This is a genomic window from Mariniluteicoccus flavus, from assembly GCF_054776655.1.
This window is the reverse complement of record NZ_BAAHBN010000010.1, coordinates 1-12,715: the sequence shown is the minus strand read 5'-3', so window position 1 is coordinate 12,715 and position 12,715 is coordinate 1. Positions and strand designations below refer to the sequence as shown.

Sequence of the window (12,715 nt, the reverse complement as noted above, 5' to 3'; positions counted from 1 at the left end):
GCTTCGACTCGTTCCTCGCTCAGCCAGCGTCCCAGACCGTTCCTCGCTCAGCCAGCGTCCCAGACCGTTCCTCGCTCAGCCAGCGTCCCCGACCGTTCTTCGCTCAGCCGGCGTGACCCTCAGGTCACCCCAGCCGCAGCGTGAATCCCCGCAGCCAATAGCCCGCGATCAGGTCGTCCCAACCCAGCTCGGGTTCGGCGACGATGGTCGGGTTCGCCTTCAGGAGCCGCGTGAGAAGCACGTCGGTCTCGAGGATCGCCAACGGCTGCCCCGGACAGCGGTGGGCGCCGTCGCCGAAGGCCAGGCCGGCCTCGTTGACGCCGCGGGGGAGCGTACGCCCGGGGCAGAGGGTGAGGGCGTCCTCACCGACGGCCTGTGGGTCGGCGTTGGCGGGGCGTACGCAGACGTCGATGAGGTCACCCTTCTCCGCGGTGAAGGTCCGGTCTCCGTCGGTGAACTCGACCGGGCCCTGGGCGCGGCGATAGAGGTGGCCGACGACGGGTTCGAGCCGGATGATCTCGTTCAGCAGGGCATGACGCTCGGTCTCGCCGGCGGCGAGGAAACGGGAGCGCAAGCAGTCGTCGGTGAGCAGGTGCCAGGCGGCCATGCAGATGAACTCGCGGGTGGTCACCATGCCGGCCGTCCCATAGGTCACGCACTCCACGAGGATGTCCGCGGTCGTGTAGCCCTCGTCGAGCAGGTGGCTGATCACGTCCTCGCGCCGCCGCCGCCTCCGGGAGCGGATGGCCGGGCGTACGTCGGCGACGAAGAAGCGCGCGATCGGCACCAGGCCGTTGATCGCCGCGCTGGCCCACTGGCGCGGCGTACGCCCCAGGTCGGGGCGCGTGATGTCGAACGGCGGCTGGTTGAAGAAGGTGACGAGGCGCCGCGACATGGCCTCGACCGGCGACTCGGTCAGCCCCACGACCTCGGCGGTGACCTCGACGGCGAAGTGGAGGGCGAGCTCGTCGAGGTCGACGGTGCCGCTGGTCGCAGATGCCTTGGCCAGAAGGCGATCGGCGCACTCCTCCATCAGTCCGGTGTAGCGCTCGGCGACGACCTTCGGGGCGAAGAAGCGGCCGACCTTGCTGCGCTGCTCGTCGTGGAGGGGACCGTCCGACATCAGGATGGGGTGGTGCTTGAGCGCGCCCTTCGGGATGTGCTCGGCCGTGAACCCGGCCTGCGTCGTGAGCGTGCGGGCACGCAGCACGTCGCGGGCGGCCTGCAGGGAGCGGACGCGCCAGACCTTGCCCACGCGCTCGACCCGGGGCGCATCGGCGCCATCGGGCTCACCGGGGCGGACGGCACGGCGCTGGGGCATGGCTTCGACTCGCTTCGCTCGCTCAGCCGACGTTGGCCGGAATCAGGCCAGTCGTCGGCACGGTCCAGAGGTCGTGGCCCGCGACGCCCCAGCCGTCCAGCAGCGCGTTGGCGGCCTGCATCCCGGTGACGGCGGCGCGCTCCATCAGGGCGACCGGATGCTCACAACGGATCGTGTCGCCGGCGAGCACGAGGCGCGGGTCGGGGGTGCGTACGCCGGGTCGCGACGCCCACGGCTCGAGGCCGACGAGCCCACAATCGTCCTGCAGCAGCCATTCCTGGGCGACGACGGTGGCTCCGTCGACCTCGGGATAGGCGCGGACCAGCTGGCGCCAGAGTTCGGCGCGGACCCCTTCCTCGTCGGCGTGGGCGGGGTTGCGGGTCGGGTCGAGCGCGTACGCGTGGAGCTCGACGACGGAGCCGCCGTGCTGGGCGCGCCAGCGGGCTGCTCCGCCCTCGAAGCGCTCCAGCACCGAGATGTTGTCGAGCGGACCGAACGCTGCCGTGCCGAGGAATGCGGGGCGGTCGTCGGCGACGGGGCGGTCGAGCCAGAGGCGCCAGACGCCGAACGGGGGAGCGCTGCGGATGCGGGCGACGGAGTCGCGCCAGGCGGGCCAGTCGGCGGGTCCGTCGTCGGGCATGGCGGCGACCAGGGCGCGCGTGGTGGCGGGGTCGGTGGCGAGGACGAGGGCGTCGCTCCTCGTCTCGCTGGCGCTCGCTCGGAGATCGTTGGGTGGGGTGGCTTCGACTCCTTCGTCGCTCAGCCAGCGGGGATCGGGATCGCTCGGCCAGCGGGGATCGGCATCGCTCGGCGAGCGTGAAGCCTCTGTGTGCACGGTGATTCCCGCGTCGTCCAGCTCGATCGACGTCACCGACTCACCCGTGCGTACGTCGACGCCCAGGCGCTTCAGGTTCGCCCGCTGCGGCGCCCACAGGGCGGTGTCGTAGTCGTCGTCGGGGACGTCGAACAGCAGGCCCTCGGCCGAGCCCGTGAAGTAGGCGTGGAACATCGCGATCAGCTCGCCGGCCGAGAATTCGCTCGGGTGGGCGAAGAACGAGCGCGCGAAGACCTCGAGCGCGAGGTGGCGCGCGCCGGCCGGAAACCGAAGCCTGTCGAGGAATGCCTCGGCCGACTCACCGTCGTGGGCGGTGAAGGTCTCGGGAAAGCGGACACGGACGAGTTCGAGCGCCGACGGGATGTGGACCTGCGCCAGCCCGCGGATCGGGAACGTCGGGCTGCGGCGCACGAAGTCGAGGATGCTCCACGGTGGGGTGCGGGGGAGCGGGGCGAACGAGTCGGTCGGGCCATCGGCCAGGCGCAGGGGATAGTCATCGACCGGGCGCAACCGCGACAACTCGGGGTCGGCGCGACGCAGCAGGGCGCGCAAGGTGTAGTACTGGCGGAAGAACGCGTGGAAGCCCCGCGACATGGTGCGGCCGCCGGGAGCTTCGCCCTCCACCGGCCACGCACGTACGCGGCCTCCTAGCTGGTCCTCGCGCTCGATCAGGGTCACGCGTACGCCCCGCTCGGCAAGCCCTGTGGCAGCGGCGATTCCGGCGATCCCGCCGCCGACCACGACGACGTGTCGATCGCCCTGAATGCGGGGGACTCCGGCGGGTGCGGGGTGGCGTACGGCCCGGCGATCGCGGCCGGGACGCCACCCTTCGACTCGGCCGCGGGCGGCCTCGCTCAGGGAACGTGTGAGGCGGGCGGCCTCGCTCAGGGAACGTGTGAGGCGGGCGGCCTCGCTCAGGGAACGTGTGAGGCGGGCGGCCTCGCCCAGGGAACGTGTGAGGCGGGCCGCGTTGGCTGAGCGAGCGCCAGCGAGTCGAAGCCGCGTCATGGTCGCCGCCCCACGAACGTGTGGAGGATGTTGTGCTGCCAGTCGGTCGTCGTGCGTGCTGCGACGTCGGTGAAGCCGGCGTCGGCCAGTCGCTGCATGAACCGATCGGGCGCGTCGAACTCGCGCCCGCTCTGCCACAGGTAGCGATAGAGCGTCGTGTCGCGCAGCAGCGCCGCGCTCATCGGGATCACCACACCCCAGCAGACCGCCGTCCACACGGCATCGGCGACCGAACCGGGTTCCACCGCATAGTCCTGGATCACCACCCATCCGCCGGGGGTCAGGGCGTCGCGTACGCCCCGCAGCGCAGCGTCGCGCTCGGGCTCGGGGACGTTGCGGAAGAGGTACGCAGCCAGGGCCCCGGCGGCGGGCGGGCGATCCGTCAGCACCGTCGTGAGGTCCTGCGCGCGGCCGTCACGGAAGTCGACCCCGGCGGGCCAGTCCTTCGTGCGGGCCTCGGCAAGCATGCCGGGGGAGGCGTCGACACCCGTGACGTCGCGCGCTCCCGCGCCGAGCAGTGCACGGGTGGAGGCGCCCGACCCGCAGCCCAGGTCGAGCAGCGGGCCTGCCTGGGCGCGCGTGACCAGCTCGCGGGCCGCGGAGCGCAGGTGCTTGTGGTAGCCGGGGTTCAGCGCGACCATCAGGTCGTAGTGCCGGGCGGCGTGGTCGAAAGACCCGGAGAGGTCAATGGGCATGGGGCGGCTCCTCGTCTCGCTGGCGCTCGCTCGGAGAGCGTTGGAGGGTCGGGTTGGGTGGCTCCTCGTCTCGCTGGCGCTCGCTCGGAGAGCGTTGGGGCTCCTCGTCTCGCTGGCGCTCGCTCGGAGAGCGTTGGGGCTCCTCGTCGCGTTCGCCCGCGCGCACCCACAGCAACATCGTCAGTGTCACCATCGCGAAGCCGAAGCCGAAGTCCTCGATCGGGATGTCCCACGGGGCGCGGATTCCGAGCATGTGTTGGGGTGCGTACTGGACGATCGGATCGGACAGCTTCGTCAGCCAACCATCCACCAGGCACTGGAAGAAGAAGACGATGGCCATGGAGATCCAGTACTGGGCGCGGCGGAACAGGCCCGTACGCAGCCACAGCACCTCCAGCAGCACAGTGCCGACGACGGCGATCGCCGTGAGCACGGTGTATTCAGGCACGCCGGCCTCCCGAAGCCTCGCCCCGCGTACGCCGCCAGCGGCGCAGCAGACCCAGGCAGAAGCCGACCGCTTCGTAGGTCAACAGTCCGCACAGCGGGATCACCACGAAGAAGACCAGCTCCTCGAGCGGCATGTCGAAGATCAGCCTGATGCCGGTGACGAAGCGCGGGTTGTATGACCAGTGGTCGCGGACGATGCCGACGATGTCCCACACCGAGAACAGGAGCACGACCGGCAGGAGGGCGACCAGCGTACGCCTCCATCGTCGGTAGATGCGGGCGCGCAGGACGAACTCCAGCGGCAGCGTGATGAGCAGGCACGCGCCCATGAGCAGCAGGTATTCGTAGCGGGAGTCGATGGGTCAGCCCCCCGCGGCTGTGCCGGCGCATGTCATGGCGTCACCCTAGTGGTCGGTTGGGAACGGTGGAGCCGAACACCCCACGGCCTCTTTGTCGACATCGGTGCGTTAGCGTGAGTCCACCCGTCGGTGCTCTCCGACGGTGAGTCGCTCCAGGAGGTCACCGTGCCCACGAAGAAGACGCCCAAGAACCCCACCGCTCCCGAGGCGGAACTGGGAGTCCCGGGAGCCCCGGGAGCCCCCAGCCCCTCGGTCGACGAGCCCACCACGCCCCACGACCCGCTGCCGCCGAAGCCCGACCAGCAGGGCCCGGAGCCGGTCGGCCCCACGGGCGGTGCACCCGAGACGCGTGCGCAGCAGGGGGCCTACCTCACCACGGCGCAGGGCGCTCGGCTCGCCGACAGCGACCACTCGCTGAAGGCCGGCCCGCGAGGCCCCGTGCTGCTGCAGGACCACCACCTGCGCGAGAAGATCATGCACTTCGACCACGAGCGCATCCCGGAGCGTGTCGTGCACGCCCGCGGCGCCGGCGCCCACGGCCACTTCGAGTCGAACGGCGCGGCGAGCCGCATCACGAAGGCCGGGTTCCTCGCCGAGGGCGTGACCACCCCGGTCTTCGTGCGCTTCTCCACCGTCGCCGGCTCGCGTGGCTCCGCCGACACGGTGCGCGACACCCGCGGTTTCGCGACGAAGTTCTACACCGCCGAGGGCACCTATGACCTTGTGGGCAACAACATCCCCGTGTTCTTCATCCAGGACGCGATCAAGTTCCCGGACGTCGTCCACTCGGTGAAGCCCCACCCGGACCGAGAGATCCCGCAGGCCCAGTCGGCCCACGACACCTTCTGGGACTTCGTCTCGCTGCACACCGAGGCGCAGGCCCACACCATGTGGAACATGTCCGACCGCGGCATCCCGCGCTCGTATCGCATGATGGAGGGCTTCGGCGTCCACACCTTCGTCATGATCAACGCCGAGGGCGAGAAGAGCTTCGTCAAGTTCCACTGGAAGCCCAAGCTGGGCGTCCATTCCGTGACGTGGGACGAGGCGCTGCTGACCAACGGCCTCGACCCCGACTTCCACCGCCGCGACCTGGCCGACGCTATCGAGGCGGGGGCGTACCCGCAGTGGGACCTCGGGCTGCAGGTGATGCCCTACACCGACGAGGCCATGTTCGAGGGCATCGACCTGCTCGACCCGACCAAGTTCATCCCGGAAGAGTTGTGTGAGGTGCAGGTCGTCGGCACGATGACGCTGAACGGCAACCCCACCAACTATTTCGCCGAGACCGAGCAGGTCGCGTTCCACCCCGGCCACCTCGTGCCCGGCATCGACGTGTCGAACGACGCCCTGCTCCAGGGGCGCCTGTTCTCCTATCTGGACACGCAGCTGACGCGCCTCGGCGGGCCCAACTTCACCCAGCTGCCGATCAACCGGCCGCACGCGCCGGTCAACGACATGTTGCGTGACGGCTATGGCCAGCAGGGTGTCCATGCGGGTGTCGCGCCCTATCGGCCGAACTCGCTCGACGGCGGATGTCCTTTCACCGCAGGCAATGCCGACGCCTTCATCGACGTGCCGCAGGCCGTCGAGGGCCAGAAGGTACGCGAGCACTCGGCCTCGTTCGACGACCACTATTCGCAGGTGGGCATGTTTTTCCGCTCGCTGACGCCCGTCGAGCGGGAGCACGTCATCGGGGCCTATACCTTCGAGCTGTCCAAGTGCTTCGAGGAGAGCATCCGCGAGCGCCAGCTGCAGGCACTCGCGAACATCGACGCGGACCTGTGCGCCGAGGTCGCCGACGGGCTCGGGTTGGATGCTCCGAAGGCGACCGTCCAGTCGCCCGAGGTCGCCGAGTCGCCCGCGGTGCGCCAGATCGGCGAGGAGTTCCCGATCGACGGCCGCATGGTCGGCGTGATCGTGGACGCCGAAACGAAGCCCGCCGACCTGAGCGGCGTGCTCGAGAAGGTGACCGCCGCCGGCGCCCAGCCGCTGGTCGTCGCCCCGTCCGGCAAGAAGCTCGGCGGCGAACTGGCACCGCAGCGCACCTACAACACCGTGGCGTCGATCGAGCTGGACGCGGTCCTCGTGATGGGGGCCGCCAAGCCGGCCGCCGAGGTCGGCAAGGCGCGCGACGCACGCGGCCTCCCCGGCAAGGGTGACGTCGACCCGCGCATCGCGACGCTCCTCGACCAGGCGTACCGCCACGCGAAGCCCATTGGGCTGGTCACGGGTGCGAAGGCGCCCGCCCAGGGGGCTGTCGTCCCGACCGACGCGGCCGGTGTCGTCACCGGATCGCCCGAGGAGGTCGTCGCCGGCCTGCTGAAGATCATGCCGAAGCACCGCGTGTGGGAGCGCTTCGCCTGATCCTGGACCTGACACACGAACCGCCCGCGGCCGATCCGGCCGCGGGCGGTCTCGCACTCCGAGGACTCAGAAGTCCGTCTTCGCCAGCCCTCCACCGGTGTCCTTGGACGGCGTGGTCGGCTTCGCCGTCGGGCTCTTGCTGGAGCAATAGTCAGTGAGGTCGACGCCGGGGAACTCCTGGCCGCCCACCTCCGTGCCGTCGGCGTGCGTCGCCGTCCAGCCGAAGCTGGTGTGGCGCATCGTGATGGTCCGGCTCTGGCCCGCGGCCACCTTGACGCTCTTGACGTCCCCGCTCCCCGCGGTGCCGTAGTTCACGTTGGCCGTCTTCGAGGTGTTGTTGACGAACGTCGCCTGGTTGCAGCCGTACTTCGCGTACACGTTGGTGCTCGCCGCATGGGCCTGCTGGGTGGCCAGCAGGCCGCCACCGGCAAGAAGGCCAGTCGTTGCGGTCACTGCGAGGAACCTCTTCATCATGCACTCCTGTCGTTGTCCCACCGGTCGATCCGGATGTAACCCCTACGAGTCGCGGGGGCGCGAGATGTTCCCGCGGACTGCTGCGTAGGCTGTCGACATGGAGACTTCACCTGATCGATCCGTCGCCCTCGTCGCCGGCGCCTCCCGCGGCCTCGGCCTGCTGATCGCGCGTGAGCTGGGCCGGCGTGACCACCGCGTCGCCATCTGCTCCCGCAGCGCCGAGTCGCTCGACGACGCCGTCGCGATCCTTGCGGGAGAAGGGATCGACGCGACCGCGTACGCCTGTGACATCTCCGACAACGACGCCGTCGAGGCCATGGTCGCCCGCATCGAGACCGAGCTCGGCCCCATCGAGACGTCGATCTGCGTGGCCGGAAACATCCAGGTGGGCCCACCCGAGGCCGTCACGCGTCGCCACTTCCAGGAGGCGATCGACGTCATGCTGTGGGGGCCCATCAACGTCGGCATGGCCGTGCTGCCCCGCATGCGCGAGCGGCGCTCCGGCCACATCGCCACGATCTCGTCGGTGGGCGGCCTGGTCAGCGTCCCGCACCTGCTGCCCTACAGCACGGCGAAGTTCGGCGCGTACGGGTTCAGCCAGGGCCTGCGCGCGGCGACCTCGGGGACCGGGGTCACCGTCACGACCGTCACGCCGTGGCTGATGCGCACGGGGTCGCACGGCCGGGCGACGTTCTTCGGTGACGCCGCGAAGGAGTACGCGTGGTTCGCTCCCGGCGCCTCCCTGCCGCTGGTGTCGGTCGACGGTGAGCGGGCCGCGAACCAGATCGTCGAGGCCACCCTCGCCGGGAAGGCCTTCGTGCCGATCACCCCGCTCACGCGGGTGGTCGCGGCGGCGCAGGGCCTGATGCCGGGCGTTCTGCCGACGGTCCTGGGCGTCGCGGGCCGGCTGCTGCCGTCGGGCACGAGCTCGGAAACCATCGAGGGCCGCGAGGCGCGGACCCGGCTCAACTCGGGAATCGTCGACCGTCTCACCACTCTGGGGGACCGCATGGCCCGGCGTACGAACGAGGACTGAAGCGGCACCTGGACGTGCTCGCAGAACTATCAGGGCGGCACGATCAACTGGAACGCCCGCCGGGGGGCGTGGGGCTGACCCTCAGCCCCGCACCCGCAGGCGTACGCCGTCGCGCGGCCGGGTCGGCAGCCAGTTGACCGGATAGCCGAGGTCCTGCTCGGGGACGTCCCAGTCGTGCGAGGCGAGCGCCTGGGCCGTCACAGTGAGCAGTTCGACGGCGATCGGCTCCCCGGGGCAGCGGTGACCGGTCTCGGCCGAGCCGCCGCCCTGCGGGATGAAGTGCTCCGCGTGATCCGCACCGGGCTCGAGGAACCGCTCGGGCGCGAAAGTGTCGGCGCGATCCCACAGCTCGGGGTCGGTGTTGGTGCCGAGCACGTCGATGAGCACCAACTGGTTCTTCGCCACCGCGTGGCCGTTGAACTCGAGGTCGTCACGGGCCCGCGCGGGAAGCATCGGGACGAACGGGTAGAACCGGCGTACCTCCTGGGCGAAGGCGCGGGCCTGGGGCGCGTCGGGGGTGACGCCGAGTTCGGCGGCCTCGGCGCGCAGGCGGTCGCGCCACTCGGGGTGGTCGATCAGGGCCAGCGCGAGGAAGGCCGCGAACCGGCAGACCGCGATCGTCGGGCGCACGATGTTGTGCAGCTCGAGACCGGCGGTGTGCGGGTCGAGAAGCTGGCCCGTGAGATCGCGGTGGTCGGCGACGATGCGCAGGGCGGTGCCCTCGGCCGGGTCGAGCTCTCCGGAACGGGCGCGCTCGACGGTGTCGGTGGCCCACCGATCGGTACGCCGGCGCGCGGCCATGCCGCGCAGCCACGGCAGGCCGGGCGTACCGAAGGTGTCGACGATCAGGGCGAGGTCACGGCTCAGTGCGGTGGCGTCGTCACGGGACAGATCGGTGGCGCCGGCCCAGGCGAGGACCGCGCGTCCGTACGCCTGGACGGCCGCGTCGTAGACCTGGACCTCGGCGCCGGGCGCGAGGAGTTGTTGCCACTCGTCGGCGACCGCGAGCGCGAGGCGGCGTACGGGTTCGGGGCGGACGGTCTCGGTGAACAGGCGCTTGCGATGGCGGTGCTCCTCGTCGTCCAGGCCATGCACCGGCGCGCTGCCGAACAGGGGCGCCTTGATGAAGGACGGCATGGCGCCGGCGCGCTTCATCTTCGTGGTGTCGTAGAAGAAGCGGACACCCTCCAGCCCGCGGACCAGCAGGGCCGGACGGCCGAGCACGCGCAGCGGGACGGCGTGATGGGCGTCGGGATTGGTGGCCCGGGCGCGCAGGACATCGGCGAACCGATAGCCGTCGCGGAGCAGGTCGATTGCGCGTTCGCCGGGGCCGGACTGCTCGCGGGTCTTCGTGGGGTGGGTGGACATGGAGCCTCCTTGGGGTGGATTGAGACCTCCCGGGATGTCCGGAGACCTGATCCGTTGGGAGGATGCAGGTCATGGCACGTCCATCGAAGTACAACCAGGAGTTCCGGCAGCGCGCGGTCCGGCTGGTGGTCGAGCAGCGGGAGGAGTACGCCTCGGAGTTCGAGGCGATCCGCTCGATCGCGGCCAAGTTGGGTATCGGCTCGGCCGAGACGCTGCGTAAGTGGGTCCGTCGCGCGGAGATCGACTCCGGTGCCCGGCCGGGGCTGAGCACGGCCGAGCACGAGAAGATCAAGGCGCTGCAGCGGGAGAACGCCGAGCTGCGCCGCGCGAACGAGATTCTGAAGGCCGCAGCGGCTTTCTTCGGGGCCGAGCTCGACCGGCCCGGGCGCAGGTGATCGCCTTCATCACCGAGCACAAGGACCACCGCGTGGGCGATGGCCTGCGCTGGGGTGTCGAGCCCTGGTGCGCCGTGCTCACCGAGCACGGCATCACCATCAGCCCCTCCACGTATTACGAGTGGGTCTCCCACAGGCCCTCGGCCCGGGCGCTGCGTGATGAGCAGGTCACCGAGCTGATCCGCACCGAGCAGGACTCCTCCAGGCTGGTCGCCGGCCTCGGGTCGCGCAAGATGTGGCTGCGGCTGCGCGGCAAGGGCCACGACGTGGCCCGGTGCACGATCGAGCGGCTCTACCGACTCAACGGTTGGGAAGGTGCCCGGTATGGCAAGAAGCCGCGCACGACCATCGCCGACGAGAAGGCGGCGCGGGCCGCGGACCTGGTCAACCGGGACTTCGACCCGCCCGCGCCGAACCGACTGTGGGTCGCGGACTTCACCTAATGGGGATGCCACCCGAAGCGGTGGCGGGCCTCTGGCAGGGGCCACTGAGATTTCACTGACCCGTGGGTCGATGCTGGAGGTGAGCTGCTGGCGGGTGTCCACTCACCTGTGCTTCACCAAGGCTCGGCCCGTGCCGAGGTTTCTTAACGTAGACGGTGGCCCTGCCAGTTGCCCGGGACGAGGCCATCGGCTTGTGAGATGCCGCGCCGCCGAGCGCTTCCATTAGGTCGCCGTGCTTGTCCCGATGCTCAACCATCAGGCCCTGACCGTCGGGCCTGTGAACCGGGGAACGAGGAGGACAGATGGGACCTGTCACAGTGGGGATCGACTGGGCCGAGGGGCATCACGACGTCGCCGTGATGGACCAGGCGGGCGCCGTCGTGGGCAAGGCCCGCATCGACACGGGGGTGACCGGCTTCACCGAGCTGTTGGCTCTGATCGCCGAGCACGGCGGAACCCCGGAAGCCACACCGGTCGGTATCGAGACGGACAAGAACCTGATCGTGGTCGCCCTCGTCGCAGCCGGATTCACCGTGTACCCGCTCAACCCGCGCGCTGTGGCGCGCTACCGGGAGCGGCACTCCCAGTCCGGATGCAAGTCCGACGCCCGGGACGCGGCGCTGCTGGCCGACGTGATGCGCACCGACCGCCACCAGCACCGCCCGATGCCCGCGATCACCGAGCACGGGTTGGCGTTGAAGGCCCTGGCTCGTCAGCACCAAGAGGCGATCTGGGCGTGGCACGACGTGCTGAACCGGCTCCGTTCGCTGCTGATGGAGTTCTACCCGCAGGCGGTGCAGGCCTTCCCGAACCTCAAGCACAAAGCGGCGATCGAGGTCCTGGCCCTGGCGCCGACACCCACCAAGGCCAGGATGTTGACCCGCCGAGGCCTGGTTGCGGCCCTGCACCGCTGTGGTCGCCGCAACGATCCCGCCCTGGTCGAGCACCTCCTGGCGGTACTGCGCGCCGACGGGCTGGCCCAGCCGCCGGCCGTCGAGGCAGCCCTGGGCGTTGCCGCGACCCAACTGATCGCGGTAGCCAAGACGATGAGTGCCGGCGTCGACGAACTCGAGGCCGCTCTGAGGGCCTCGTTCGCTGAGCATCCTCAGGCCCCGATCGTGGCCAGTGTGCCCGGGCTGGGGCCGGTCCTGGCAGCCCGGGTGCTGGCCGAGATCGGCGACGACCCGGCCCGGTTCCCCACCGCGGCGAGCCTACGCTGTTACGCGGGGACCGCGCCCGTGACCAGGTCCTCCGGCAGATCGCACTACGTCAAAGCCCGCAAGGTCCGGAACAAGCGATTGAACGACGCCTGCCACTGGTGGGCCTTCGCCGCTCTGACAAGATCACCCGCTGCCCGCGCCCACTATGATGCCCGCCGCGCCGCCGGGGACCACCACAACGCCGCCCTGCGCAACCTCGCGAACAAGCTCCTCGGCAAGCTCTGGTGGTGCCTGACCCACGGTCAGGAGTGGGACGAATCAACCGCCTGGCCCGCGCCTCCCCCCGCGCGGCAGTCGGCCGCCGCGTAACCCCCGCACTTGACACGTGACTCGCGTGGGATGTCTACGTCCCGACCTGGCTGGGCATGGTCTACGTCGCGTTCGTCATCGACGCGTTCTCCCGCCGCGTCATCGGCTGGCGGGCCGCGACCTCGATGACCACACCCCTGGTGCTGGACGCCCTGGAACATGCGATCTTCACCCGCGCCCAGGAAGGGGTGCACGACCTGAGCGGGCTCGTGGCCCACTCGGACGCGGGCAGCCAGTACACCTCGATCGCGTTCACGACCCGACTGCTCGAGGCCGGCGTGGACGCTTCAGTCGGCTCGGTCGGCGACGCGTACGACTGCGAGCATCGTGACTGCGCCACCACCTGGGGTCTGACCCTTGCTTATGACCGGCCCTGCGGGTGCCCTCGCGTTGACGTGTCGGCCCCGGGTGGTGGCGTTCACCAGGCTGCTGGCCGGG

The 12,715-nt window shown here is 70.4% G+C and carries 10 protein-coding genes and 2 pseudogenes; 5 read left to right on the top strand and 7 right to left on the bottom strand.

Annotation, left to right across the window (positions count from 1 at the left end):
• Window positions 1–124: 124 nt before the first annotated feature.
• The 5 genes from ACYVAG_RS14210 to ACYVAG_RS14190 are packed head-to-tail and all read right to left on the bottom strand — an operon-like array spanning window position 125 to window position 4,665.
• Window positions 125–1,321, bottom strand: coding sequence for a cytochrome P450 (locus ACYVAG_RS14210; RefSeq protein ID WP_460770698.1), 1,197 nt, complete (start codon window positions 1,319–1,321; stop codon window positions 125–127).
• Between the two features lie 22 nt (window positions 1,322–1,343).
• Entirely contained in the window at window positions 1,344–3,164 is a 1,821-nt protein-coding gene (locus ACYVAG_RS14205) for an FAD-dependent oxidoreductase (protein ID WP_460770697.1), read from the bottom strand.
• Window positions 3,161–3,859 carry a methyltransferase domain-containing protein gene (locus tag ACYVAG_RS14200; protein ID WP_460770695.1) on the bottom strand — a complete coding sequence of 233 codons (699 nt, stop codon included), beginning with the start codon at window positions 3,857–3,859 and terminating at the stop codon, window positions 3,161–3,163. Before ACYVAG_RS14200 ends, ACYVAG_RS14205 begins: the two co-directional genes overlap by 4 nt.
• On the bottom strand, window positions 3,849–4,307 hold the full coding sequence (locus ACYVAG_RS14195) for a lycopene cyclase domain-containing protein (protein ID WP_460770693.1): 459 nt from the start codon (window positions 4,305–4,307) through the stop codon (window positions 3,849–3,851). The genes ACYVAG_RS14200 and ACYVAG_RS14195 overlap by 11 nt, the downstream gene beginning before the upstream one ends.
• Window positions 4,300–4,665, bottom strand: a complete 366-nt coding sequence (locus tag ACYVAG_RS14190) for a lycopene cyclase domain-containing protein (RefSeq protein WP_460770845.1) — start codon at window positions 4,663–4,665, stop codon at window positions 4,300–4,302. Before ACYVAG_RS14190 ends, ACYVAG_RS14195 begins: the two co-directional genes overlap by 8 nt.
• Window positions 4,666–4,830: 165 nt before the next feature.
• On the opposite strand from ACYVAG_RS14190, the gene ACYVAG_RS14185 reads away from it, so the two are divergent.
• Window positions 4,831–7,032, top strand: coding sequence for a catalase (locus ACYVAG_RS14185; protein ID WP_460770691.1), 2,202 nt, complete (start codon window positions 4,831–4,833; stop codon window positions 7,030–7,032).
• Window positions 7,033–7,098: 66 nt separating this feature from the next.
• On the opposite strand, the gene ACYVAG_RS14180 is transcribed toward ACYVAG_RS14185, so the two are convergent.
• On the bottom strand, window positions 7,099–7,485 hold the full coding sequence (locus tag ACYVAG_RS14180) for a hypothetical protein (RefSeq protein ID WP_460770689.1): 387 nt from the start codon (window positions 7,483–7,485) through the stop codon (window positions 7,099–7,101).
• Between the two features lie 118 nt (window positions 7,486–7,603).
• Between ACYVAG_RS14180 and ACYVAG_RS14175 the strand changes: the two genes are divergently transcribed.
• Window positions 7,604–8,542, top strand: a complete 939-nt coding sequence (locus tag ACYVAG_RS14175; protein ID WP_460770687.1) for an SDR family NAD(P)-dependent oxidoreductase — start codon at window positions 7,604–7,606, stop codon at window positions 8,540–8,542.
• Between the two features lie 81 nt (window positions 8,543–8,623).
• Here the strand turns inward: ACYVAG_RS14175 and ACYVAG_RS14170 are convergent, their stop codons facing one another.
• Window positions 8,624–9,910 carry a cytochrome P450 gene (locus tag ACYVAG_RS14170; RefSeq protein WP_460770685.1) on the bottom strand — a complete coding sequence of 429 codons (1,287 nt, stop codon included), beginning with the start codon at window positions 9,908–9,910 and terminating at the stop codon, window positions 8,624–8,626.
• A gap of 71 nt (window positions 9,911–9,981) precedes the next feature.
• Between ACYVAG_RS14170 and ACYVAG_RS14165 the strand changes: the two are divergent.
• From ACYVAG_RS14165 to ACYVAG_RS14155, 3 genes and pseudogenes are all read left to right on the top strand, one after another.
• Window positions 9,982–10,745: pseudogene (locus tag ACYVAG_RS14165) on the top strand (transposase); the annotation flags it as partial.
• Window positions 10,746–11,050: 305 nt separating this feature from the next.
• Entirely contained in the window at window positions 11,051–12,277 is a 1,227-nt protein-coding gene (locus tag ACYVAG_RS14160) for an IS110 family RNA-guided transposase (RefSeq protein ID WP_460770683.1), read from the top strand.
• A 35-nt stretch (window positions 12,278–12,312) separates the two neighbouring features.
• A pseudogene (locus ACYVAG_RS14155) lies at window positions 12,313–12,594 on the top strand (DDE-type integrase/transposase/recombinase); the annotation flags it as partial.
• Window positions 12,595–12,715: the final 121 nt, after the last annotated feature.

Excerpts from the sequence above, each read along its gene's own strand:
- ACYVAG_RS14210 (WP_460770698.1), bottom strand. The coding sequence starts at position 1,321 with ATGCCCCAGCGCCGTGCCGTCCGCCCCGGTGAGCCCGATGGCGCCGAT.
- ACYVAG_RS14205 (WP_460770697.1), bottom strand. The coding sequence starts at position 3,164 with ATGACGCGGCTTCGACTCGCTGGCGCTCGCTCAGCCAACGCGGCCCGC.
- ACYVAG_RS14200 (WP_460770695.1), bottom strand. The coding sequence starts at position 3,859 with ATGCCCATTGACCTCTCCGGGTCTTTCGACCACGCCGCCCGGCACTAC.
- ACYVAG_RS14175 (WP_460770687.1), top strand. The coding sequence starts at position 7,604 with ATGGAGACTTCACCTGATCGATCCGTCGCCCTCGTCGCCGGCGCCTCC.
- ACYVAG_RS14170 (WP_460770685.1), bottom strand. The coding sequence starts at position 9,910 with ATGTCCACCCACCCCACGAAGACCCGCGAGCAGTCCGGCCCCGGCGAA.
- ACYVAG_RS14160 (WP_460770683.1), top strand. The coding sequence starts at position 11,051 with ATGGGACCTGTCACAGTGGGGATCGACTGGGCCGAGGGGCATCACGAC.